This is a genomic window from Bacillus sp. AP50, from assembly GCF_040492675.1.
Classification (GTDB): domain Bacteria; phylum Bacillota; class Bacilli; order Bacillales; family Bacillaceae_G; genus Bacillus_A; species Bacillus_A cereus.
This window is the reverse complement of record NZ_JBEUTW010000023.1, coordinates 21,299-43,941: the sequence shown is the minus strand read 5'-3', so window position 1 is coordinate 43,941 and position 22,643 is coordinate 21,299. Positions and strand designations below refer to the sequence as shown.

Below are 22,643 nucleotides of genomic sequence, written 5' to 3'. Positions count from 1 at the left end.
ATATAGCTTAGTTTAAATCGTAAAATGATACCTCTAAACAATAGCTCACCAAGTAGACAGCCACCTAAAATAATAGGTACTCCGAAATACAATGTAAGGACTCCCATTTGCGCAGTAGATTGAATTATCTTTCCAATTATGTTCGGCGAAACCAGCTCACTATCGCTTCCCATCCTATCATATAAATCAAGTGCTGTTGCTGAAATAAAGAAACTTAATATAGAAAATGAATACGGTATTAAAAATTTGCTCACTCTCATTCACCTCGCTTTTTTCTTTACATATATTATTCATTATTTCCTATCATTTTTACATAAAAAAATAACCCTCTATGATAAAACATAGAGGGTAGCATTTCTATATAAAAATCTATACCTTATCCTGAAGTGAATCCCGAAAATAGGACAAATATCAAAACACCTAAACCATCTGCTATCTGCTCCCTACATTCTTTAGGGTAGATAGTTTATATGTTTTATTAGAAAGTAGTGCCTTCTTTTTTATAATATTCTTTTGAAATCTCTTCATAAAATGCGGCTGATGTCGCGTAGAAATAAGGTGCTAACCATAAGAAACCGATTCCTACAGTAAGAATACTTAAAATGAACCAACCTAAGAAACTTAAGCATAGTAAAAAGTAATCCATTTTATGTCCATTCATCATATGACGACTCTCAGTAATCGCTTGATTCGCTGTATATTCTGGATGATCATTCAAAATAAAGTATGTCATCGCATAAGAAAATGATTTAATAATACCTGGAATAATGAACAATAACGTCCATAAGAAAAGATAAAGATTTACTAATAAATATAATAAAAATGATTTTAGAAATCTCTTTCCCTCTGAAAACCAAATGAATACATTACCGATACTAGCTTGCTTTTCACGAAGGATATTTAAACCAAGGTAATATCCACCTAAAGTTAACGGTCCAGTAACGAAAAATGTAAGAATATTCATTGAAATTGAACCGTTTGTTTTTTGCCAACCGAAAATTAAAGAAAATCCCCAATCAACACTAAAATCAAAAGCTGTGATAAGAATTGAAATGAGTAGTGTAGCCCCAACAGCTAATCCCCATTTCCCTTCTAATGAATCTAGTGCTTCTCCTTTTAAATCACTAATCATGCGTAGCCTCGCCTCCTATACACAATAATTCTATTAGTATAGCATGTTCCTATTGAAATTCACCTTTTGAAATATAGCGATAAAAGTGTGCTGTCGTCGTACTCATATACGGACTAAACCAAAGAAATCCTATTCCAAAAGTAAGAAGCGCTAAAATAGCCCATCCTATGAAGCTCAGCCATAAAAGAAACAAATCTAACTTATGACCCTTCATAAGATTCTTACTTTCCTTCATCGCCTGCGAAACACTATATTCTGGATTTTCAATCATCACATAGTACGTCAGTGCATAAGAAAAATACATCACAATCATACCAACAATTGAAATTGCTAATAGTACGAAGAAAGCTATTGCAAATGACGTATTCCCTTCTTCACCTAACAATGCAAATAAGCCTATTAACAGCATCGGAATCCATGTACCTGTATATAACAAAATCGCAAGCATTGCCCACATTGTTTTCATCATTCTTTTAAAGCCACGAAATCCTTCAAATAAGTAATCTACTTTAGCATCTTCTCGTTTACTAATCTGTAAAAATACATTTGTATAACCATATGACGTGATCCCATACGATGCGTTACTCAAAATTATTATAATGCAATAAAAAATTCCAAAGGTAATACCAGCTCCAATTGACATCGTTTCCTCTTCAAATGATCCCGTTAAGCTTGCAACTGAGAGAAATATAATAATTCCTGGAATTAATAGTATAAGCATTGCAGCCATCGAAACGACATAACTTAAAATAAAATATAAAATTGTTGATCCAACACCTAGTCCCCATTTTCCCTTTAAAGAGTACAATGCTTCTCGCTTCATTTCACCAATCATTGATTCATCCCCTTTATGAAATATAAATTGTTGTACACTTCTACTTATACAAGCATCGTAAAATTATCCATAAAATACACACAAAAAAAATCCGTAAAGGCAAAGCCCTTACGGATTTTTTCACTTCATATCGGAAACGTTTAAACGGTTCACGGCACGTTGTAATGCCATTTCTGCACGTTTAAAGTCAACATGTGCTTGTTTATCTTGCAGACGTTGCTCAGCGCGACGCTTCGCTTCATTTGCGCGATGGATATCGATATGGTTTGCTTCTTCAGCAGATGATGATAATACAGTCACTTTATCTGGACGAACTTCGATAAAGCCACCGCTTACTGCTACATAATCAGTGTGTCCACCATTTTTCAGACGAACTGCACTAATTTTTAATGGTGCAACAGTTGGAATGTGACCTGGTAAGATCCCCATTTCCCCACTCTCTGCTTTTACACTTACCATTTCTACTTCTTTTTCGTAAACCGGTCCATCAGGAGTTACAATACTGACTGGAAATGTCTTCATACTTCGTCCCTCCTAAGGCCTTACGCCATCATTTTCTTCGCGTTTTCAATAACTTCTTCAATGCCACCTACTAAGCGGAATGCATCTTCTGGAAGGTCATCATATTTTCCTTCTAGAATTTCTTTGAAACCACTAACTGTATTCTTTACAGGTACGTAAGAACCTTTTTGACCTGTAAACTGCTCAGCTACGTGGAAGTTTTGAGATAAGAAGAATTGAATACGACGAGCACGATGTACAACTAACTTATCTTCTTCAGATAACTCATCCATACCTAAGATAGCGATGATATCTTGAAGCTCTTTATAACGTTGTAAAGTTTGCTGTACTTGACGAGCTACTTCATAATGTTCTTCTCCTACGATTTCTGGAGAAAGTGCACGAGATGTAGATGCTAATGGATCTACGGCTGGGTAAATACCCATTTGCGTTAAACGACGCTCTAAGTTTGTTGTTGCATCTAAGTGAGCGAACGTTGTAGCTGGTGCTGGGTCAGTATAGTCATCGGCTGGTACATATACCGCTTGGATAGACGTGATAGACCCTTTATTTGTAGATGTAATACGCTCTTGTAATTGACCCATTTCTGTTGCAAGTGTTGGTTGGTAACCTACCGCAGATGGCATACGACCAAGAAGGGCAGATACTTCAGAACCCGCTTGCGTGAAACGGAAGATGTTATCGATGAACAGAAGTACGTCTTGTCCTTGCTCATCACGGAAATGCTCAGCCATTGTTAAACCTGTTAATGCAACACGTTGACGTGCTCCAGGTGGCTCGTTCATTTGTCCGAATACCATCGCAGTTTTCTTGATTACGCCAGAATCGCTCATTTCGTGGTATAAGTCATTACCCTCACGAGTACGCTCACCTACACCAGCGAATACAGAGATACCACCGTGCTCTTGTGCGATGTTGTTAATTAATTCCTGAATTAATACTGTTTTACCTACGCCGGCACCACCGAATAGGCCGATCTTACCACCCTTAATGTAAGGAGCAAGTAAGTCTACTACTTTAATACCAGTTTCAAGAATTTCTACTTTAGTAGATAATTCTTCGAATGCAGGTGCTTGACGGTGAATTGGATCACGATGTACATCTGCAGGAACCTCACCATCTAAGTCAATTGCATCACCTAATACGTTAAATACGCGACCAAGTGTTACATCACCAACTGGTACAGAGATTGGTTTACCAGTATCTTCTACTTCTGTGCCACGAACAAGTCCATCTGTGGAAGACATCGCAACTGTACGAACTGTATCATCACCTAAATGAAGTGCAACTTCAAATGTTAAGTTAATACTTCCGTTTTCGTTGCTTTGTTTTACCGTAAGGGCGTTGTAGATTTCTGGTAGCTTTCCGCCATCAAACTTAACGTCTACAACCGGACCCATGATTTGCGTAACGCGCCCTTTATTCATCGGGTTCCCTCCTAGCTTTCTTTTAATTAGCCAACTTTCTACGAGCAGCTAGCTTTTAATTTTTTATTGGTTTATAGCTTACGCGACTCTTTTGACAGAGCCGCTTCCGCTTTTTAATACTATTCTAACGCTGCTGCTCCACCAACGATTTCCGTAATTTCTTGCGTAATCGCTGCCTGACGCGCACGGTTGAATGAAAGTGTAAGTGAATCGATAACTTCCATTGCGTTGTCTGTAGCACTCTTCATTGCTGTCATACGCGCTGCGTGTTCACTTGCTTTACCGTCTAGTAATGCACCGTACACTAAGCTTTCTGCGTATTGTGGCAATAGTACTTTTAAAATTTCTTCTTCAGAAGGTTCGAATTCATAAGCTGTCGTCGGTTTGTCAGACGCCACATCAGTAAGCGGTAAAATTTTATTTTCCGTTACCTCTTGTGAAATTTTACTTACGTAATGGTTGTAGTAGATGTACAGCTCATCATAAGCACCATCTGCAAACATCGCAATTGCTCGAGAAGCAAGGTCTTTAATATCAGTAAATGATGGGTGGTCAGATAATCCAACTACTTCATCAATAATGTTAAAGCCGCGACGTTTTAAATAATCACGTCCTAGTCGTCCAAGCACAATAATAGAATATTGGTTTGAATCCATATTATGACGTTCACGAATTACGTTACTTACTGTACGTAATACGTTACTGTTATAACCACCTGCTAGTCCGCGATCAGACGTAATAACGATGTATCCTGTACGCTTTACAGGACGCGCATTTAGCATTGGATGATTAATCCCTTTGCTTCCTTGCGCAATGCTCGCTACTACTTCTTGAATCTTTTCCATATACGGAACGAAAGATTTAGCATTTTGCTCTGCACGGTTTAACTTAGATGCAGATACCATCTCCATCGCTTTCGTAATTTGACTCGTTTTCTTTGTCGAGTTAATCTTCGCTTTTATATCGCGTAAAGATGCCACAGGTTTTCACCACCTTTTTTCCGGAAGTTGGCACGATTAGTAAGAATCCTCTTCCTAATCTACGTTGCAAGATATTCTTGCTCATGATTGAAGGAAAAGAATAGGTGCACCTACTCTTTTCCTTTACATGACCTTTAGCAATCTCAGAGCCCGAGATGCCTTTTATATATACTATCTAGCTCCAGCGGCTTGAATGCTCGGTGGCTTCACTTCTTCCTACGAGGCAAACACCGCCTCTTCGTCAGAAGCTCCATCCCCCTCACATTCAGAACGAGCCGCTTCCGCTTTTATTATTCAGAAGCTACAAATACTTTTTTAAATCCATTGATTGCTGCTGCAAATTTGTCGTCATCCGCAAGTTTCTTAGTTGTGCGGATTTCTTCTAATAAGTCAGTCGCATTAGAATCTAACCAAGCATGGAATTCTTCTTCAAAACGAGTGATATCTACTACTGGGATATCATCTAGGAATCCACGTGTTAAAGCGTAAAGAATGATAACTTGTTTCTCTACACGTAATGGTTTGTGTAATCCTTGTTTTAATACCTCAACAGTACGAGCACCACGGTTTAATTTCGCTTGAGTTGCTTTATCAAGGTCAGAACCGAACTGAGCGAACGCTTCTAACTCACGGTAAGATGCAAGGTCAAGACGAAGTGTACCTGATACTTTACTCATTGCTTTAATCTGAGCAGATCCACCTACACGAGATACAGAAGTACCCGCATCGATCGCTGGACGTACGCCAGAGAAGAATAGGTCAGATTGTAAGAAGATTTGTCCATCCGTAATAGAAATTACGTTTGTTGGGATGTATGCTGATACGTCCCCTGCTTGTGTTTCGATGAAAGGTAGTGCAGTTAAAGAACCGCCGCCTTTTGCATCACTTAATTTTGCTGCACGCTCTAATAAGCGAGAATGTAAGTAGAATACATCCCCTGGGTAAGCTTCACGACCTGGAGGACGACGTAATAGTAATGACAGCTCACGGTAAGCCGCTGCTTGTTTTGATAAGTCATCATATACTACTAATACGTGTTTACCATTGTACATGAACTCTTCACCCATTGTTACACCAGCGTAAGGAGCTAGGTATAATAATGGAGCTGGTTGAGAAGCAGATGCAGTTACAACGATTGTGTACTCTAATGCACCGTGCTTACGTAGTGTTTCTACTACGTTACGTACAGTTGATTCTTTTTGTCCAATTGCTACGTAGATACAAATCATGTCTTCATCTTTTTGGTTAATGATTGTATCAAGTGCAACTGCTGTTTTACCAGTTTGACGGTCACCAATGATTAACTCACGTTGACCACGGCCAATTGGTACAAGAGCATCGATCGCTTTAATACCTGTTTGAAGTGGCTCATGAACAGATTTACGATCCATTACACCTGGTGCTGGACTTTCGATTGGACGAGTGTTTGTTGTATTGATTGGGCCTAAACCATCAACTGGTTGACCTAATGGGTTTACAACACGACCAATTAGTTCTTTTCCTACCGGTACTTGCATGATGCGACCAGTACGACGAACTTCGTCACCTTCACGAATTTCTGTGTAAGGTCCTAAAATGATAATACCTACGTTGTTTTCCTCTAAGTTTTGTGCTAGTCCCATAACGCCGTTAGAGAACTCTACAAGTTCACCAGCCATAACGTTATCAAGACCATGAGCACGCGCGATACCGTCACCAACTTGGATAACTGTACCAACATCACTAACTTCGATTTCAGACTGATAGTTCTCGATTTGTTGCTTTATCAGTGCGCTAATTTCTTCAGCTCTGATGCTCATGTGCTTCACCCCTATCTATTCTTCATTAATTCACGCTGAATACGTGCTAATTTTCCTTGTAAACTTCCGTCATAAATGCGATTTCCAATACGTACTTTAATTCCGCCTAGTAAATCTTCATCTACAACATTTTTCACGCGAATTGCATCTTTTCCCGTTCTCTTTGCAAATGCTTCAGCAATGTTAAGCTTCTCTTCTTCTGATAGAAGACGAGTAGAATATACAGTTGCATCCGCTACGTTACGTTCTTCATTAGCAAGAACAACATATTCATCTGCAATTTCAGGTAAGATATCAATGCGTTTGTTATCAATTAAAATATATAACGTATTTAAAATAGATTCAGAAACAGATCCGAATACGTTTGCAAGAAACGTTTTCTTTTGTTCCTTTGAAATGTTCGGTTGCGTTAAAAAGCTATGTAGTTCTCCGTTCTTTACATAAACGTTTTGTACAAGGCGTAATTCCTCTTCAAACATTTCTAATACGTGTTTTTCTTTAGCAATTTTAAAAAGAGCGACAGCATAACGTTTTGCTACAATCCCATTGCTCATCGCGCTTCTCCTACTTCTTTAATATAATCGCGAATTAACTTCACTTGATCTTCTTCTTTTAATTCTTTTTCAATTACTTTAGAAGCAATTTGAACAGATAAAGAAGCAACTTGTTCTTGTAAAGCAGCAATTGCTTGCTCTTTTTCGCGTTGAATTTCTTGTACAGCAGATGCTTTAATTGATTCTGCTTCTTCTTTCGCAGCAGCAACAATAACATCTTTTTGATCTACAGCTTGCTTTTTCGCTCTTTCGATTAACTCTTGTGCTTCAACACGTGATTGTTTTAACATTTCACGTTGTTCTTCTACTAATTTCTTCGCCTCAGCATTACTTCTTTCTGCAGCGTCGATTTCATTAGTAACATGCTCTTCACGTTCTTTCATAATTCCCATTAAAGGACCCCACGCAAATTTGCGTAGCATTACTAATAGAAGTAAGAAAATGAACAATGTATAAGCAATCGTTCCAAATGGAATGGCAGCACCTAATAATAAAGTTGGCACAAGGATTCACTCCCTTCAAAATATCTAAATTGATCATATGAAAAAAAAAGACATACGTTTCATTCATAAAGCAATGGCGAAGAAAGTTCGGAAAAACACTCTTCGCCATCTATGTAAGGGGAGTCTCCCTTATTTGTTCATTACGATGAATGCAATAACTACACCGATGATTGGAAGTGCCTCAACTAAAGCAACCCCGATGAACATAATTGTTTGAAGTGCGCCTTTTAATTCTGGTTGACGAGCAACACCTTCGATTGTACGTGATACGATAAGACCGTTACCAATACCTGCACCTAATGCTGATAAACCAATTGCAATTGCAGCTGCGATTACACCTAAACTCATTTAATTTGTCCTCCTTTGTATTATAAAAAAATAAATTTTTTCTTACTTAAATTATATTAATGGTCATGGCTTACTTTATGAGCCATATAAACCATCGTTAACATAACGAAAATAAATGCTTGGATTGATCCAACGAATACACTGAATCCCATCCATGCTAACATTGGTACAAGCGCACCTAATGCCCCAAGGACTGATGCTCCGCCCAACTTAGCAAGTAATCCTAATAAGATCTCACCTGCATAAATGTTACCAAATAAACGAAGACCTAACGTTAATGTGTTAGCAAACTCCTCAATAACCTTTAATGGGAATAAGAATTTCATAGGTTGGAAATAACCTTTTACGTACTCTTTCGTACCCTTCATCTTAATTCCATAATAATGGGTGAGGGTAACTACCATCACGGCTAATGTTAATGTAACTGCTGGATCAGACGTTGGTGATCTCCACCATGCAATATGTTCGCCAGCTTCAGTTGCTGAATACATGAATGGTAAACCAAGGAAGTTCGATACGATGATAAACATGATAAGCGTAACGCCAAGCGTTAAGAAACGTCCACCTGTTTTCCAGTCCATCGTACTATTGATAATCCCTTTCACGAAGTCAAACACCCATTCCATGAAGTTTTGCATTCCGGTTGGGCGAAGAGCTAAGCTGCGAGTTCCAATAACAGCGATTAAGAAAACAATAACTGCTGCTACAGTAACCATCATAACTGATGACAAATCGAACGTTAAACCTAGAAATTCAACTAATTTACCGTGTTCCACTAGTAATTCACCTCTCTTCCCTGCTCTTATACTCTAAATAAAGAAAATCTATGATCATGACAAGGTATCCTGTCAGCAATCCTACACCTAGGCCCCACATCGCGATTAACTCTTGATATTTGGCTGCAAATAAAATTAATAACCCAATCGTGGCGAATCTTGAATATGTACTTACCGCTGTTGCCTTGAACTTCACATTTTCTCCATTTGTTACGCGATCTAGCAGCTTGTCTGTTCTACGTGCAATGATGCGCAAACTAAGAAAACTGAAAATCGTCCCGATAATCAGTCCAAGAAATACATCCTTGTAAGAGGTAAATCCCCATCCTAGCACTAGAAGCGCAAGCAAGTAGTACATATATTTCTTTTGTCTTTGGACAAGTCCATGTACGTCTATCATCATTGCTCTCCCGAATAGTAATGTCGAATGAGTCGAATCATTGCGTATACCCCTGTTCCTAGTCCGAGTAATAACCCTATAATAAGAAACAACGGAAACGTTCCAACCTTATTATCAATCCACTGCCCACCAAAGATTCCAACAAGAATAGAACCGACTAATTGAGCAAGAATACCTGACATTAAAGCATAAGCTTTTATATGGCTGCGATCGTTTTTTTGCAAGGATTCATCCCTCCAATATGTAACCCTCATTCACGATGTGTTAATAATAACTCATTTTTTTGCATAAATCCTATACAAAACAAAAAGTTTACATTTTCGTCACGGAATAGATGTAATTTTGTCACTGAAAGCCCTACCATCTATCCCCGTTGTTAGCATACAATAGGGTATTAACAGTGTCAACGAGAAATCGTAAAAAATCTAAAAATTTGAGTATTAGGCATTTCCTCCCAAAAATGAAAACGTTCCCCTTCTAAATACTGGTTACATATATGCAATTTCTAACAGTTTTCTCTTTATAATAGAAGGAAATGTTCACAAGTTTGTCACTATTATATTTTCGAGATATAACGCTTTTCTTCCATAATATAGTGTTCCTCAGACGTAAGACTTCTATATTATATGTGAGGTGTATGCAACTTATGTTGTATATACGATGTATATTTATCCTCTCCCCCTCCCCTACTTGCTTACAACAAAAAAGACGAGCTGGGGAATCTCCCCTGCTCGTCAGTTGTCTTACTTCGTTCCGAATAAACGGTCACCAGCATCACCAAGACCTGGTACTACATATCCGTGGTCATTTAATTTCTCATCTAATGCTGCTACATAAATATCAACATCAGGATGTTCTTCTTGTACTACTTTTACCCCTTCTGGAGCTGCAACGATACACATTAATTTAATTTGTTTCGCACCGCGCTTTTTCAGAGAGTTAATTGCTTCAGCCGCAGAACCACCTGTTGCTAGCATCGGATCTAGTACGATAAAGTCACGCTCTTCTACATCCGTTGGAAGTTTCACATAGTATTCTACCGGTTGCAATGTTTTAGGGTCACGGTATAAACCAACGTGTCCTACTTTTGCTGCTGGAATTAATTTCAGAATTCCATCAACCATTCCTAAACCTGCACGTAAAATCGGAATTAAACCAAGTTTTTTACCAGCGATCACTTTTGTTGTCGCTTTGCTTACAGGTGTTTCAATTTCAATGTCCTTAAGTGGAAGGTCGCGAGTAATTTCGAAAGCCATTAAACTTGCTACTTCGTCCACTAATTCACGAAAATCTTTCGTACCTGTATTCTTATCGCGAATATATGTAATCTTATGTTGAATTAACGGGTGATCAAATACATACAGTTTTCCCATGTGAATCTCTCCTTTAGATGATATTCATGCGTTTGCACGCTTTTTTACACTATTTACGATTGTAAAGAAAACGCTACTAATATTCAAGGGCAAATTTGGCAAAATCATGATTTTACGATGAATCTATCTAGTATCTTTACCAATTATGGGAGCTGTATCCTTCATTATATCGCCAAAATTTATTCATCATTTGTATACATACTTTAAAAATAATATATGTCCACAAAAAAGACCGCCAAAACAATTAAGTCTCGGCAGTCTTCTTCAATCTATTATAGATTTGGATACATTGTGAATTTGCTAGTTAACGCTTCTACACGCTTACGTACTTCTTCTAATGCAACTTCATTTTCATGATTTTTTAATGTATAAGCAATAAGTGACGCAATTTCATCCATTTCTTCTAAACCGAAACCACGAGATGTTACAGCTGCTGTACCGATACGTACACCACTTGTTACAAATGGGCTTGCTGTTTCAAATGGAATTGTATTTTTGTTCACTGTAATACCAACTTCATCTAATACGTGCTCTGCTACTTTACCTGTGATTTCTAAGTTACGAACATCAATCAAGATTAAGTGATTGTCTGTTCCGCCAGAAACAAGTGTAAGTCCTTCTTTTTGAAGACCTTCAGCTAAGCGGTTCGCATTGTTAATGATATTTTGTGCATATGTTTTGAAATCATCTTGAAGTGCTTCACCAAATGCAACAGCTTTTGCAGCGATTACGTGCATAAGTGGACCACCTTGAATACCAGGGAAGATTGATTTATCAATTTGTTTTGCAAATTGCTCTTCACATAAAATCATACCACCACGCGGACCACGTAACGTTTTATGTGTTGTCGTTGTAACGAAATGTGCATGTGGTACTGGATTTGGGTGTAAACCAGCAGCTACTAAACCAGCGATATGTGCCATATCAACCATTAAATAAGCGCCCACTTCATCTGCAATCTCACGGAATCGCTTGAAATCGATAACACGAGGGTATGCACTTGCACCTGCAACGATTAATTTTGGTTTATGTTCTTTCGCTTTTGCTAATACATCATCGTAATTAATACGGTGAGAGTCAGCATCCACGCCATATTCTACGAAATTATATTGTACTCCACTGAAGTTAACAGGGCTTCCGTGTGTTAAGTGACCACCATGAGATAAGTTCATACCAAGTACTGTATCGCCTTGCTCTAAAATCGTGAAGTATACTGCCATGTTCGCTTGTGCACCAGAGTGTGGTTGAACATTTACGTGCTCTGCGCCGAAAATTTCTTTCACGCGATCACGTGCGATATCTTCTACTACGTCTACGTGTTCACAGCCACCATAGTAACGTTTTCCAGGATATCCTTCAGCATACTTATTCGTTAAAACAGAACCTTGTGCCTCCATTACTGCTTCACTTACGAAGTTTTCCGAAGCAATTAACTCAATCTTTGAACGCTGTCTTCCTAGTTCTGCCTCAATTGCAGCAAATACCTTTTCATCTTGACGTTTTAAATGATCCACCAAAATCCCCCTTTTCTGAACGAATTACATCGATTCCCAACAGTTTTTTCTTATTTATTCAGAAAAAACGAAAATTCAGGTTGTAATTCTTTCGAACCTTCATGTTTTCAACTACATTCTAACATGACTTTCTATATCATAAAAGAAAAAAAAGACCGAAAATCGGTCTTTTCTTTCTTCTATTATAAAGTCAGACAACATACCTTTTATCTTATGATAAACAGTTACTATATGACTTCCTAATTTCTCATATTTAACGGCAAGTGGTAGTCTCTTCCACTGCCGCATAGACAGCACGCGCTCCACCAATTAGTTTTCCACGTGTTTTGGCCATCGTTACATGCGCACTTCCAATTGCCTTCACACTTGTACGAACCGGAACAGCTACATGCTTTAAATGCATACCGATAAATGTATCACCAATATCCATTCCTGCATCAGCTTTAATAAACTCAACTACTACCGGATCTTTCAAATTGTGATACGCGTATGTCCCCAATGCACCACCTGCTGATCTAACAGGCGTAACTGTTACAATTTCAAATTGATATTTTATCGCTACTTCTCTCTCAACTACTAAAGCACGGTTTAAATGCTCACAACATTGAAACGCTAATTCAATACCTGTTTGCTCTTGAAATTGTTTTAACTCAGAGAAAATCGCCTCTGCTACTTCCATCGTTCCTGATGTTCCAATTCTTTCGCCTAGCACTTCGCTCGTGCTACAACCCACTACAAAAATTTGACCGCTTTGTAATGAAGCTTGTTCTTGGAAATCAGAAAGCGACATTTGTAGCTGTTCTCTTACCTTTACGATTTCTGTCATTACGCCTCTTCCTTTCACAGGTTGGTTCACCAAATTATATTTCACACTACTGATAGTTAGAATCTATTACTTTGTTTCGTATGTTTTAATTTTTCCTACGCGGTTTTCGTGACGACCACCTTCATAGTCAGTTGTTAACCAGATTTTCGCGATATCACGCGCTAGACCAGCACCAATTACACGCTCACCCATCGCTAGCATATTAGTGTCATTATGCTCTCTCGTTGCTTTCGCGCTGAAAGTATCATGAACTAACGCACAACGGATTCCATTTACTTTGTTTGCTGCGATTGACATACCAATGCCTGTCCCACAAACTAAAATACCACGATCTACTTCACCATTCGCTACCATTTCAGCTGCTGGAAACGCAAAGTCAGGGTAATCAACAGAACCAGCTTCACATTCACAACCTAAATCAATATATTCAATATTTAACTCTTCTAATAAACTTACAAGTTCTTTGCGGATATTCATACCGCCGTGATCAGATGCTATTACTACTTTCATTTTTACCCCTCCAAAGTTTCAATCAATTATCTTCATTTCACACTCGCTACCTCACATAGGAAGAAGTGATCTCCAATATCGTATTATACACGAAACATCAACCTACTGAATGTTTTTTCAGTAAAGTTTGTACAAGTTTTTCCATCTCATCTAACGTTTCTTTATAAATAGAAAGCGAGCCTCCAAATGGATCTGAAATGTCCTTGCCTATACCTTCAGTTAATCCATATAACGTATTTAATTTCTTTTCAACGCTCGGATAATGCCCAAGTACAATTTGCTTATGGTTTTCTGTCATCGTTACGACAATATCAGCCCAATCAAGCAAAGTTTCATTTATTTGCTGCGCCGCATGATCAATTAAAATTCCTTTTTCAGCTAAAGCTTCCTTCGCATGTACCGATGCATCGCTCCCAGGATAGGCGAAAACACCAGCAGATTGCACTTCAAACTTATCTCCTCCGTGATGACGAAGCAACGCCTCAGCCATTGGACTACGACATGTATTGCCAGTACAAACAAATAACACTCGTTTCATTCAAACCCACCCCTATATTCGATTTCTTACCATTCATCATAACTTACATTAGAATAGAACAAAAGAAATGTGAATATACAAAAGGCGCATTTCTCTTATATTTTTTCTAAGAAAAATGCGCCTTATCCACATATATGTGAAACCCTATTTCCAAGTGCCTAGAGTATTTTAACATACATGCTGAACATGCAACAAAAATAAGGAATCCATTTCATACGAAACGGATTCCTCTTATATTGCAATTATTTCATTGTAACTTTCATTACTTCTGTTGAACCTTTTGTAGCTGCTACGCCTACAGTTGTCTTAATAGACTCAGCTGCATCTGTGTTTGTAATAACAATTGGAGTAATTGTGCTTTTCGCTTTTTCACGGATTAATTCTAAGTCGAATGAGATTAATTTATCTCCAGCTTTTACAGCTTGGCCTTCAGAAACGTGAGCTTCGAAACCTTCGCCTTCCATTTTTACAGTTTCTAATCCAACGTGGATTAAAATTTCTGTACCGTTTTTCGCTTTAATTCCGATAGCATGTTTTGTGTGGAATAATTGTACGATTTCACCATCAACTGGAGATACAACTACACCTTCAGTAGGATCGATTGCAACACCGTCACCCATCATACGACCAGCAAATACTGGATCTGGTACTTCTTCAATATTTTTCACTGCTCCAGTTAATGGAGCTACGATTGTTTCTTCATTTGTTTTTGAACCAAGACCGAATAATTTTTTAAACATAGGATAGTCCTCCTTATAATTTACCTAAAAGTTTATAGGGCAATCCCTAGTAAAGCTCGGGATACATGTAAGACTTCATACTTCGAATATTATACTGTAAAAACGCTTTCGAAATAAATTACGTCATTACTAATAGACTCTTATTGTAGCGCTTCACAAAATTCCAGTCAATTCTGATTGTCTGAATAACAATTAGAAGTTAACTTCTATTTATATTTTCTCTTTTTTTGCCCAACTTGTCTAGAGGTCTTTACTACATTTTATTTTTTGTTGTTAATTTGTAAAATTTAATTCAAACTTTTTTCAAAATCCACTTGACTAAAGTAAGTAACTATTTTATTATTACTTACGTAAGGTAAGTTAATAACTTTTAGGAGGTTTTTAAAAATGATGGATTTCGGTCTACTTATTATTCGTCTTATTATAGGAATTACATTCATGGGTCATGGCACTCAAAAATTATTTGGTTGGTTCGGCGGTTACGGTTTAAAAGGAACAGGTGGCTGGATGGAGTCAATCGGTTTACGTCCTGGTGTATTTATGGCATTTATGGCTGGCGCAACTGAATTACTAGGTGGTTTCTTATTTGCATCAGGTATTTTCATTGTAGTTGGTTCATTATTTATCGTTGGAACAATGTTAATGGCTATCTTCACTGTTCACGGAAAAAATGGTTACTGGGTAACACAAAACGGATATGAATATAACTTAATGTTAATCGCTGTCGCTGTTGGTGTAGCTTTAATCGGACCTGGCGCATACGTTTTACTTTAATTTTTATCTCAAATTTGAGATTCTTGAAAAAAGAACTTACTTCATTACAATTGAAGTAAGTTCTTTTTATGAAACAAAATATTATTTCCAGCAGGATTTTCTCATCGTTATCTTGTAAACAAACAATAAGTATTCATATTTAGAAAGGGGATTACAAGCATGTTATCCATTAATCCAAATGAACAAACTGAAAAAGATAATTACAAATTACTTACTGGAAGTATCATCCCTCGTCCTGTCGCATTCGTTACTTCTGTAACAAAAGAAGGCGTACTAAACGGAGCACCATATAGTTATTTCAATATTGTCGCTGCTAATCCACCACTTATCTCAGTATCTGTACAACGAAAAGCCGGAGAAAGAAAGGACACTTCCCGAAACGCAATTGAAAAAGGAGAATTTGTCGTACATATTTCTGACGAATCATATGTAGCAGCAATTAACGAAACAGCAGCTAACCTCCCGCCAAATGAAAGTGAAATTGAACTAGCAAAACTAACACCAATCGAAAGTGAAGTCATCTCTGTTCCAGGTGTAAAAGAAGCAAATATTCGAATGGAATGCGTATTAGAACGTGCAATTCCACTTGGCGGAACGGAGGACTCACCAGCTTGTGATCTACTAATTGGACGCGTCGTTCGTTTCCACGTTGCCGAACATCTATATGAAAAAGGGCGCATTCACGCCGAAGGACTCAAACCAATAAGCCGCCTAGCAGGACACAACTATGCAAAATTAGGAGAACAATTTGAATTGGTTAGGCCAGTTTAAAAGTGGAAGTGGCTCGTTCAGAATCGCAGGGCACTTCAAGCTCTCGACCTTGAAGCGCTCTTTGCTTCATGCGAGAGAGCGAAATGACCGGAGATTCTAGCCGCTGAAGCTGGATAATCTTTAAAAGTGGAAGTGGCCCGTTTAGCTCTGACCAGCTAAGGTTCTCTCGCACAAAAGGTGCTTTTTACCTTTCGTGCGGGAGGTTCTTAGATGCGAAGAGCTGGCCACTGGAACTGGATAATATCTAAAAGCGGAAGCGGCTCGCTCAGAATGGGAGGGGGATGGAGCTTCTGACGTAGAGGCGCTTTTTGCCTCGCAGGAAGACGCGAAGCCACCGACCATTCTAGCCGCTGGAGCTGGATATATTTAAAAACAAGGCGGCTAGATTCCTCCCATCACTCAAATATAAAATCCCCTGCTTTTTAGCAGAGGATTTTATCATTGTAATTCTTCCTTCTTTTCCTCTAAAGTAGGCATTTTCTCTTTTTTCGGCTTCCCTAGCTTAATTACGAAGAAGTATAGGGAAAGCAATGTGATAAGAAAAACAATTAAAAACGGGTACGGAGAGTAAAAGGCACGCGCCGCCTCAGTCTTTCCCGCAACAAATTTCAATGACTCAATATCTAAAAACTCAGCAAACATTTGTACACCGAGCATACTAAACCAAAAAACAAAAAAACTAATAATAATACCAAAAACTTGCTTCAATCTCGTCATTCATCTCATCCTTTCTATATCTGTAATTTTTAGCGCAATAAATATAGTACAAACAAAATATTCACAGAAAGGAACTATCTCACCATTCACGAATTAACTTAATCCAACCTAACATCGAAATTTGCAAAATAATACCCCAAATTATAAGTCTTCTTAGCCATCGAGGATAGAAGGTTAAAAATTTAACATACCATTCCAATAGCTTGTTCATAATTCCCTCCTACATAAAATTATATAGGAAAAAGGATATATAATCCAAACCCAACCAAAATGATACCACCTACTATCTCACCATATGTACCGAGCATATCTTTCGCATGTCTCCCAATTAATAAACCCATCCACGCTAATAACATGCTAACAAATCCAAAAAGTAAAATCGTAATAATTGTTTGTGCTCCATAAATACCAAGACTAAGTCCTACTGAGAAACTATCTATACTGACGCCAAATGCAAATACGAATAAACTAATTCCAATAGGGGCTGTTCTAGTCTCTTCATTTTGTAAAATGCTCGAATATACGATATAAAACCCTAGTCCGATTAATAAAATAGCACCCGCAAAATGTGCAATATCTCCATACTTCTCTGATAAAAAACGACCTAGTACCATTCCTATAAACGGCATAATAATATGAAATATCCCTATCGTCATACCAATATACAGGATTTGTCTTAACTTTAGGGGTATCATCCCCATACCAAGACTCACCGAGAACGCATCCATCCCTAAGGCGAATGCCATAATTATTAAAGGTATTAGCTGTTCAAACGTCATTCATGCCCCTCCTTGGACGTGCTACTTCACAATATGCTTATCCAAGGAGAAATATTCTGTTTGCTAATCTTACCTTATCATTCAATAATAATATGATGTCCTGCCGCTTTTGTTAAACGATTCATAATTGCATTCCCTATTCCTTCATTAGGGAATGACTCACTAAAAATAACATCCACTTCACTTGCATCAAATGTTCTAAGTACATCATATAATTTAGTCGCAACACTAGCTAAGTCACTTCTAACACCACAAGATAATATAACATCTGCACTATATACATGCTGATACTCTTCTGTCGTTAATACGCCTACTTTAAATCCTTCTTCCTTTTTCTCATCCACAAGATGCTGAATAAACTCACGTGAACCCTCAACAATACTAAGTGGTGCTTTCGGCGCATAATGTGTGTATTTCATTCCAGGCGATTTCGGTTTTTCCTTCTCATCCTTTAAAGCTGGATCTAAAGAAACAGTACCTATCACCGCTTCTAATTGTTCTTTCGTAATCCCACCTGGACGTAATATTGTTGGAACCGCGCTTGTACAATCAATTACAGTTGATTCAACGCCTACTCCAGTTGCACCACCATCAACAATACCTGCAATCTTCCCATTCAAATCTTCATATACGTGAGAAGCTAATGTTGGACTTGGACGACCTGAACGATTCGCACTTGGTGCTGCAACAGGTACATTCGCCACTTCAATAAGAGCAAGTGCAATTGGGTGATCAGGCATTCTTACTCCAACCGTATTAAGTCCTGCCGTCACCTTCTCTGAAATCCCTTCTTTTCTCGGCAAAATAATTGTTAATGGTCCTGGCCAAAAATGCGCCATTAACTTCTCTGCAACTGGTGGAATTTCTTTCACAATCCCATCTAACTGAGATTTTGTACCTATATGGACAATGAGTGGATTATCACTCGGTCTTCCTTTCGCTTCGAAAATTTTCGCGATTGCTTCATCATCCATCGCATTTGCACCTAACCCATATACTGTTTCCGTAGGGAAAGCCACCGCCTCATTTTCTCTTAATAATTTTGCTGCTTCTTGTAACTGTGGATAATATTTTTTTCTTTCCACAACATTATCCACAACCCACATGTTTGTATGCATTTTTTTCCACGTCCTTTTCTACCCTTAAATACTTGTCTATTTTTAGTTTACTATGAGATTTATCCAAAAGACAAACAAGGTTTATCCACAAAATGTGGATAAACCTAATTAATCCGTGGATAACTTTGTGAATAGCTGACAATTTAGTATTATTGCATTCTGCTCTTTTATATTTTTACAAAAATGTTCTAGCTGTTGAATTCCCTCTGGAACCTCATCCTTTTCTATAGTAAAAAAGTCAAAAAACTGAAAGATCGGTACAGATTGTGGATGATTTGTTAGTAAGTACAATTGTTGAACACTTTTTTCTTTCATATACTGCAAAAACATTTCAAAAAAATATAAGAAAGTCTGTTTATCCACATGAGGTGTGAATAAACAAGAACGAATAAGCACATCTTCCCCACTTTGTTCATAACCAATTACAGCTCGTATTTCTTCCGCTTCTTCCAAAATCATAAATTGTGCGTACAACTCATTTATTTTATCATCTTTTTTATTAGCTTGTCCGAAAAAAGAATGTAATCTTTCCACATCTGCTTTCGTAGCAAAATACACTTTCTTCATAATAAATCCCTCCTCATTTTTATATATGAAGAGGGATTTATTAATAGTACTATTTAGAGAATAAAGATGTAAAAGCTTCTACAATAAACAATTTAACTTCTGGCTTTTCTTCTTCCTCTTCTACTTTTACATATTCATTTTGCTTTTCTTGTTTTTTCTCCACAGGTTTCTCCACTTTTTCCACAGTTTTCATTTCTTCTTTACTTACAGGCTGCTCTTCGACTTTTGTTTCATTTTTTACTACTTTCTTTTCAGAAGCTGTTACTTTTTTTACTACTTCCTGCTTTACAGCTTTCGTTTCTTTTACCTTATCTACTTTCTTCTCTTCTTTATCTATTACTTCCTCATCTAGTTGTTTCACCTGCTCCTCTTCAGGAGATTCCGCCTTCACAACGTGCTCTTCTTTTCTTACAGCTGTCCCGCTCGAAAAATCTAAGAAACACATTGGTGGAAATAATACACACCACCAGTTCGCCCCTTCACCTTCTCCAATTGTGATTAATACTGCTTCATATTCTCCTGCTGGATAAATAAAATTCCCGTATACCTTTGTAGGAAACTTTACATTCTTACTAAATTTCACTTGAAATGAATCTTTACTTCCTTCTCTTTTTAACGTATTTTCCACCGTTTTCTCGATTTCTGGAATATGACTTTGAATTACTTTGCGTGCCTCTTCAAATGAAGTTAAATCCGCTACCCACCCATCAATTTGTGCTTTTACTTCATCACGCACTTTACGTTTCAATGCCTGGTCTTTATCTGAATCACTATTTGCTAAAATTCGTAATCGAACGGCCTCTTTCGGAATAACTGAAGGCCCTTTCGCATCAGCTTTCATATATCCAAACTGCACAAGTAACTGTGCACCAATTAATAGTATAAGAAGATAAGCAATAACTTGTTTTTTCATTTCCTCCACCGTCCCTTCTACAAACAGTGTGGACAGACTTTCATCTTTCTAAACTATTAAATTCAAAATCTATATGAATTTTTCCACAAAAAAATAGAGTAAGGTGTGAACCTTACTCCATCTCTGCAAATACCATACGATCTTTTCCGTTAATATCGAAAACAACCTCAACATGAGCATGTGGAAAAGCTTGTTGTAACAATCTTTTTACATCCTCACCTTGTCCTACTCCAATTTCAAACGCCACAATCGCTTTCTTCTGCAACACATTCGGCAATTCTTCCATAAAACGGCGATAGAAATCTAATCCGTCTTCACCACCAACAAGTGCTCTCTTCGGCTCATGCTCTTTCACAACAGGAGAAAGACCACGCCAATCCTCTTCCGGTATATATGGAGGATTTGAAACAACAACATCTAGCTTTTGACCCGTTTTATGAAATGGTGACAATAAATCACCGTGATAGAACGTTACTTCTGCACCTAAAGCTTTTGCATTTTTTTTTGCAACTTCAATCGACTCTTGTGCAATATCTACTGTATAAACATGAAGATTTTCATTTTCTAAAGCAAGCGTAATAGAAATCGCTCCACTACCTGTACCTATATCTGCTACATGTAGTTTCTCATCACCAAAATGGCGCTCGATTCTTTCTAATACTCCCACTATAAGCTCTTCTGTTTCCGGTCTTGGTATTAATACTTCTTCATTCACAAAGAAAGACCGTCCATAAAACATTTCATAACCAATCATATATTGAATAGGAATACCTTCTACATGCTTGTGGATAAACTCCGTAAAGCTTTTCTCTTGATCCTCAGTTATTTCTTCACGCATATTCATAAGTAATCCTGTTCTGTTCACCTTTAATACATGACAAAGGACAATTTCTCCCGCATTTTCATCTCGTCCATTTTCCTGTAAAAAAGAAGAAGCCCATTTCAGGGCTTCATAGACACGCATTACTCAGCTGCCTCCATCTTTTGAGCCTGATCTTCCATCACTAAGGCATTGATGAAATCATCTAACTTACCTTGTAAGATTTGATCTAGCTTTTGAATCGTTAAACCGATTCGATGGTCTGTAACACGGTTTTGCGGGAAGTTATACGTACGAATACGCTCTGAACGATCTCCCGTACCAACAGCTTGTTTACGGTTTTGATCATACTCAGCTTGCGCTTCTTGTCTAAACTTATCATAAACACGTGCGCGTAATACTTTCATCGCTTTTTCTTTATTCTTGATCTGTGATTTCTCATCCTGACAAGATACAACTACACCAGTCGGTAAATGCGTTAAACGCACCGCTGACATCGTTGTATTAACGCTCTGTCCACCAGGTCCACTAGAAGCGAATGTATCAACACGAACATCTTTCTCATGAATATCAATTTCTACTTCTTCTGCCTCTGGTAATACAGCTACAGTTGCTGTAGATGTATGAATACGTCCACCAGATTCCGTTTCAGGAACACGTTGTACACGGTGAGCACCATTCTCGAATTTCAGCTTCGCGAAAGCACCTTTACCATTAATCATAAAGATAATCTCTTTATATCCACCTAACTCTGTATAGCTAGCCTCAATAATCTCCGTTTTCCAGCCCTGTACCTCAGCGTAACGGCTATACATACGGTATAAGTCACCAGCAAATAAAGCTGCCTCATCTCCACCAGCAGCTCCACGAACCTCAACGATAACGTTCTTATCATCATTAGGGTCTTTTGGAACAAGTAAAATTTTCAGACGCTCTGATAATGTTTTATCTTGTGATTCTAACTCAGAAACTTCTTCTTTTACCATTTCACGCATTTCTGCGTCTAACTTATCTTCTAACATTGCTTTCGCATCTTTTAATTGCTCACGAACATCCTTATACTCACGATACACCTCTACCGTTTCCTGTATATCAGACTGTTCCTTTGAATATTCACGAAGCTTATTTGAATCACTAATAATCGCTGGATCACTTAACAATTCATTTAACTTCTCATAACGATTTTCTACAGCTTGCAAACGATCTAACACATCATTCACCTCTACATCCTAGTATCTAATACAAATAGTATATGGTACTTACTCAAAAAAACGCAAATTATATTTAAAAGTGGCGGTGGCTCTTTCAGCTCTGACCAGCTAAGGTTCTTTCGACCTAAAGGTGCTTTTTACCTTTTGGGCGGAAGGTTCTTAGATGCGAAGAGCTAGCCACCAGAACTAGATATAT

The 22,643-nt window shown here is 37.8% G+C and carries 29 protein-coding genes and 1 pseudogene; 2 read left to right on the top strand and 28 right to left on the bottom strand.

The features are described 5' to 3' along the window. The 20 genes and pseudogenes from ABWK52_RS03190 to ABWK52_RS03095 form a co-directional block, all read right to left on the bottom strand. Positions 1-260: pseudogene (locus ABWK52_RS03190) on the bottom strand (hypothetical protein); the annotation flags it as partial. 218 nt (positions 261-478) lie between these two features. Then, positions 479-1,132 carry a DUF975 family protein gene (locus tag ABWK52_RS03185; RefSeq protein WP_353771873.1) on the bottom strand — a complete coding sequence of 218 codons (654 nt, stop codon included), beginning with the start codon at positions 1,130-1,132 and terminating at the stop codon, positions 479-481. A gap of 49 nt (positions 1,133-1,181) precedes the next feature. Further along, positions 1,182-1,967 carry a DUF975 family protein gene (locus tag ABWK52_RS03180; protein ID WP_000578829.1) on the bottom strand — a complete coding sequence of 262 codons (786 nt, stop codon included), beginning with the start codon at positions 1,965-1,967 and terminating at the stop codon, positions 1,182-1,184. 120 nt (positions 1,968-2,087) lie between these two features. Continuing rightward, positions 2,088-2,489, bottom strand: a complete 402-nt coding sequence (gene atpC, locus ABWK52_RS03175; RefSeq protein WP_000847211.1) for a F0F1 ATP synthase subunit epsilon — start codon at positions 2,487-2,489, stop codon at positions 2,088-2,090. A 20-nt stretch (positions 2,490-2,509) separates the two neighbouring features. Beyond that, on the bottom strand, positions 2,510-3,916 hold the full coding sequence (gene atpD / locus ABWK52_RS03170; RefSeq protein WP_001032593.1) for a F0F1 ATP synthase subunit beta: 1,407 nt from the start codon (positions 3,914-3,916) through the stop codon (positions 2,510-2,512). Between the two features lie 119 nt (positions 3,917-4,035). Then, on the bottom strand, positions 4,036-4,896 hold the full coding sequence (gene atpG, locus ABWK52_RS03165; protein WP_000157696.1) for a F0F1 ATP synthase subunit gamma: 861 nt from the start codon (positions 4,894-4,896) through the stop codon (positions 4,036-4,038). A gap of 290 nt (positions 4,897-5,186) precedes the next feature. Continuing rightward, the gene (atpA, locus tag ABWK52_RS03160; RefSeq protein WP_000027518.1) at positions 5,187-6,695 is read right to left on the bottom strand and encodes a F0F1 ATP synthase subunit alpha; all 1,509 of its coding nucleotides are present in this window, start codon (positions 6,693-6,695) and stop codon (positions 5,187-5,189) included. Between the two features lie 11 nt (positions 6,696-6,706). Next, positions 6,707-7,249, bottom strand: a complete 543-nt coding sequence (gene atpH, locus ABWK52_RS03155; protein WP_000064683.1) for a F0F1 ATP synthase subunit delta — start codon at positions 7,247-7,249, stop codon at positions 6,707-6,709. After that, on the bottom strand, positions 7,246-7,752 hold the full coding sequence (atpF, locus tag ABWK52_RS03150; protein ID WP_001142618.1) for a F0F1 ATP synthase subunit B: 507 nt from the start codon (positions 7,750-7,752) through the stop codon (positions 7,246-7,248). Before atpF ends, atpH begins: the two co-directional genes overlap by 4 nt. A gap of 129 nt (positions 7,753-7,881) precedes the next feature. Continuing rightward, positions 7,882-8,100: a F0F1 ATP synthase subunit C gene (gene atpE / locus ABWK52_RS03145; RefSeq protein ID WP_000052064.1), complete on the bottom strand. Its 219-nt coding sequence runs from the start codon at positions 8,098-8,100 to the stop codon at positions 7,882-7,884. A 56-nt stretch (positions 8,101-8,156) separates the two neighbouring features. Further along, the gene (gene atpB, locus ABWK52_RS03140; protein ID WP_000399871.1) at positions 8,157-8,876 is read right to left on the bottom strand and encodes a F0F1 ATP synthase subunit A; all 720 of its coding nucleotides are present in this window, start codon (positions 8,874-8,876) and stop codon (positions 8,157-8,159) included. 7 nt (positions 8,877-8,883) lie between these two features. Then, positions 8,884-9,276, bottom strand: coding sequence for an ATP synthase subunit I (locus ABWK52_RS03135; RefSeq protein WP_000567600.1), 393 nt, complete (start codon positions 9,274-9,276; stop codon positions 8,884-8,886). Then, positions 9,276-9,500, bottom strand: coding sequence for an AtpZ/AtpI family protein (locus ABWK52_RS03130; protein ID WP_001171223.1), 225 nt, complete (start codon positions 9,498-9,500; stop codon positions 9,276-9,278). Before ABWK52_RS03130 ends, ABWK52_RS03135 begins: the two co-directional genes overlap by 1 nt. 26 nt (positions 9,501-9,526) lie before the next feature. Further along, complete coding sequence (locus ABWK52_RS03125; protein ID WP_000232962.1) at positions 9,527-9,640, bottom strand: DUF4024 domain-containing protein; 114 nt, start codon at positions 9,638-9,640, stop codon at positions 9,527-9,529. A 379-nt stretch (positions 9,641-10,019) separates the two neighbouring features. Further along, positions 10,020-10,649 carry a uracil phosphoribosyltransferase gene (gene upp / locus ABWK52_RS03120; RefSeq protein WP_000517539.1) on the bottom strand — a complete coding sequence of 210 codons (630 nt, stop codon included), beginning with the start codon at positions 10,647-10,649 and terminating at the stop codon, positions 10,020-10,022. Between the two features lie 272 nt (positions 10,650-10,921). Then, positions 10,922-12,163: a serine hydroxymethyltransferase gene (glyA, locus tag ABWK52_RS03115; protein ID WP_000349809.1), complete on the bottom strand. Its 1,242-nt coding sequence runs from the start codon at positions 12,161-12,163 to the stop codon at positions 10,922-10,924. Between the two features lie 253 nt (positions 12,164-12,416). Continuing rightward, the gene (locus tag ABWK52_RS03110) at positions 12,417-12,989 is read right to left on the bottom strand and encodes a TIGR01440 family protein (RefSeq protein ID WP_000136376.1); all 573 of its coding nucleotides are present in this window, start codon (positions 12,987-12,989) and stop codon (positions 12,417-12,419) included. A 66-nt stretch (positions 12,990-13,055) separates the two neighbouring features. After that, the gene (gene rpiB, locus ABWK52_RS03105; protein WP_000869542.1) at positions 13,056-13,499 is read right to left on the bottom strand and encodes a ribose 5-phosphate isomerase B; all 444 of its coding nucleotides are present in this window, start codon (positions 13,497-13,499) and stop codon (positions 13,056-13,058) included. 97 nt (positions 13,500-13,596) lie between these two features. Next, on the bottom strand, positions 13,597-14,037 hold the full coding sequence (locus ABWK52_RS03100; RefSeq protein ID WP_000832368.1) for a low molecular weight protein arginine phosphatase: 441 nt from the start codon (positions 14,035-14,037) through the stop codon (positions 13,597-13,599). A gap of 242 nt (positions 14,038-14,279) precedes the next feature. Then, the gene (locus tag ABWK52_RS03095) at positions 14,280-14,777 is read right to left on the bottom strand and encodes a PTS sugar transporter subunit IIA (protein WP_000473665.1); all 498 of its coding nucleotides are present in this window, start codon (positions 14,775-14,777) and stop codon (positions 14,280-14,282) included. A 387-nt stretch (positions 14,778-15,164) separates the two neighbouring features. Between ABWK52_RS03095 and ABWK52_RS03090 the strand changes: the two genes are divergently transcribed. Together ABWK52_RS03090 and ABWK52_RS03085 are read left to right on the top strand one after the other, a co-directional pair. Continuing rightward, entirely contained in the window at positions 15,165-15,551 is a 387-nt protein-coding gene (locus ABWK52_RS03090; RefSeq protein ID WP_000968623.1) for a DoxX family protein, read from the top strand. A gap of 159 nt (positions 15,552-15,710) precedes the next feature. After that, positions 15,711-16,322 carry a flavin reductase family protein gene (locus ABWK52_RS03085; RefSeq protein ID WP_000949055.1) on the top strand — a complete coding sequence of 204 codons (612 nt, stop codon included), beginning with the start codon at positions 15,711-15,713 and terminating at the stop codon, positions 16,320-16,322. 438 nt (positions 16,323-16,760) lie between these two features. Here ABWK52_RS03085 and ABWK52_RS03080 read toward each other — a convergent pair whose 3' ends face one another. From ABWK52_RS03080 to prfA, 8 genes are all read right to left on the bottom strand, one after another. After that, the gene (locus tag ABWK52_RS03080; RefSeq protein WP_000197472.1) at positions 16,761-17,039 is read right to left on the bottom strand and encodes a DUF3935 domain-containing protein; all 279 of its coding nucleotides are present in this window, start codon (positions 17,037-17,039) and stop codon (positions 16,761-16,763) included. A gap of 79 nt (positions 17,040-17,118) precedes the next feature. Beyond that, the gene (locus ABWK52_RS03075; protein WP_001037636.1) at positions 17,119-17,250 is read right to left on the bottom strand and encodes a hypothetical protein; all 132 of its coding nucleotides are present in this window, start codon (positions 17,248-17,250) and stop codon (positions 17,119-17,121) included. 19 nt (positions 17,251-17,269) lie between these two features. Beyond that, a complete protein-coding gene (locus ABWK52_RS03070; protein WP_000142463.1) occupies positions 17,270-17,818 on the bottom strand; it encodes a manganese efflux pump MntP in 549 nt (182 codons plus the stop codon). Positions 17,819-17,895: 77 nt separating this feature from the next. Beyond that, the gene (locus ABWK52_RS03065; protein WP_097797093.1) at positions 17,896-18,936 is read right to left on the bottom strand and encodes an L-threonylcarbamoyladenylate synthase; all 1,041 of its coding nucleotides are present in this window, start codon (positions 18,934-18,936) and stop codon (positions 17,896-17,898) included. A gap of 108 nt (positions 18,937-19,044) precedes the next feature. Beyond that, a complete protein-coding gene (locus ABWK52_RS03060; RefSeq protein ID WP_000758437.1) occupies positions 19,045-19,503 on the bottom strand; it encodes a mechanosensitive ion channel protein in 459 nt (152 codons plus the stop codon). A 49-nt stretch (positions 19,504-19,552) separates the two neighbouring features. After that, a complete protein-coding gene (spoIIR, locus tag ABWK52_RS03055; RefSeq protein WP_002097913.1) occupies positions 19,553-20,416 on the bottom strand; it encodes a stage II sporulation protein R in 864 nt (287 codons plus the stop codon). A gap of 112 nt (positions 20,417-20,528) precedes the next feature. Then, the gene (gene prmC, locus ABWK52_RS03050) at positions 20,529-21,380 is read right to left on the bottom strand and encodes a peptide chain release factor N(5)-glutamine methyltransferase (RefSeq protein ID WP_098507825.1); all 852 of its coding nucleotides are present in this window, start codon (positions 21,378-21,380) and stop codon (positions 20,529-20,531) included. Then, positions 21,380-22,447, bottom strand: a complete 1,068-nt coding sequence (gene prfA / locus ABWK52_RS03045) for a peptide chain release factor 1 (protein ID WP_000887064.1) — start codon at positions 22,445-22,447, stop codon at positions 21,380-21,382. The genes prmC and prfA overlap by 1 nt, the downstream gene beginning before the upstream one ends. Between the last annotated feature and the right edge of the window lie 196 nt (positions 22,448-22,643).

What these genes read in the sequence shown, in the direction of transcription:
- ABWK52_RS03185 (WP_353771873.1), bottom strand. Translation starts at nt 1,132, where the DNA reads ATGATTAGTGATTTAAAAGGAGAAGCACTAGATTCATTAGAAGGGAAA.
- ABWK52_RS03180 (WP_000578829.1), bottom strand. Translation starts at nt 1,967, where the DNA reads ATGATTGGTGAAATGAAGCGAGAAGCATTGTACTCTTTAAAGGGAAAA.
- atpC (WP_000847211.1), bottom strand. Translation starts at nt 2,489, where the DNA reads ATGAAGACATTTCCAGTCAGTATTGTAACTCCTGATGGACCGGTTTAC.
- atpD (WP_001032593.1), bottom strand. Translation starts at nt 3,916, where the DNA reads ATGAATAAAGGGCGCGTTACGCAAATCATGGGTCCGGTTGTAGACGTT.
- atpA (WP_000027518.1), bottom strand. Translation starts at nt 6,695, where the DNA reads ATGAGCATCAGAGCTGAAGAAATTAGCGCACTGATAAAGCAACAAATC.
- atpH (WP_000064683.1), bottom strand. Translation starts at nt 7,249, where the DNA reads ATGAGCAATGGGATTGTAGCAAAACGTTATGCTGTCGCTCTTTTTAAA.
- atpE (WP_000052064.1), bottom strand. Translation starts at nt 8,100, where the DNA reads ATGAGTTTAGGTGTAATCGCAGCTGCAATTGCAATTGGTTTATCAGCA.
- ABWK52_RS03135 (WP_000567600.1), bottom strand. Translation starts at nt 9,276, where the DNA reads ATGATAGACGTACATGGACTTGTCCAAAGACAAAAGAAATATATGTAC.
- ABWK52_RS03125 (WP_000232962.1), bottom strand. Translation starts at nt 9,640, where the DNA reads ATGGTAGGGCTTTCAGTGACAAAATTACATCTATTCCGTGACGAAAAT.
- upp (WP_000517539.1), bottom strand. Translation starts at nt 10,649, where the DNA reads ATGGGAAAACTGTATGTATTTGATCACCCGTTAATTCAACATAAGATT.
- ABWK52_RS03110 (WP_000136376.1), bottom strand. Translation starts at nt 12,989, where the DNA reads ATGACAGAAATCGTAAAGGTAAGAGAACAGCTACAAATGTCGCTTTCT.
- rpiB (WP_000869542.1), bottom strand. Translation starts at nt 13,499, where the DNA reads ATGAAAGTAGTAATAGCATCTGATCACGGCGGTATGAATATCCGCAAA.
- ABWK52_RS03100 (WP_000832368.1), bottom strand. Translation starts at nt 14,037, where the DNA reads ATGAAACGAGTGTTATTTGTTTGTACTGGCAATACATGTCGTAGTCCA.
- ABWK52_RS03095 (WP_000473665.1), bottom strand. Translation starts at nt 14,777, where the DNA reads ATGTTTAAAAAATTATTCGGTCTTGGTTCAAAAACAAATGAAGAAACA.
- ABWK52_RS03090 (WP_000968623.1), top strand. Translation starts at nt 15,165, where the DNA reads ATGATGGATTTCGGTCTACTTATTATTCGTCTTATTATAGGAATTACA.
- ABWK52_RS03085 (WP_000949055.1), top strand. Translation starts at nt 15,711, where the DNA reads ATGTTATCCATTAATCCAAATGAACAAACTGAAAAAGATAATTACAAA.
- ABWK52_RS03080 (WP_000197472.1), bottom strand. Translation starts at nt 17,039, where the DNA reads ATGACGAGATTGAAGCAAGTTTTTGGTATTATTATTAGTTTTTTTGTT.
- ABWK52_RS03075 (WP_001037636.1), bottom strand. Translation starts at nt 17,250, where the DNA reads ATGAACAAGCTATTGGAATGGTATGTTAAATTTTTAACCTTCTATCCT.
- ABWK52_RS03070 (WP_000142463.1), bottom strand. Translation starts at nt 17,818, where the DNA reads ATGACGTTTGAACAGCTAATACCTTTAATAATTATGGCATTCGCCTTA.
- ABWK52_RS03065 (WP_097797093.1), bottom strand. Translation starts at nt 18,936, where the DNA reads ATGCATACAAACATGTGGGTTGTGGATAATGTTGTGGAAAGAAAAAAA.
- ABWK52_RS03060 (WP_000758437.1), bottom strand. Translation starts at nt 19,503, where the DNA reads ATGAAGAAAGTGTATTTTGCTACGAAAGCAGATGTGGAAAGATTACAT.
- spoIIR (WP_002097913.1), bottom strand. Translation starts at nt 20,416, where the DNA reads ATGAAAAAACAAGTTATTGCTTATCTTCTTATACTATTAATTGGTGCA.
- prmC (WP_098507825.1), bottom strand. Translation starts at nt 21,380, where the DNA reads ATGCGTGTCTATGAAGCCCTGAAATGGGCTTCTTCTTTTTTACAGGAA.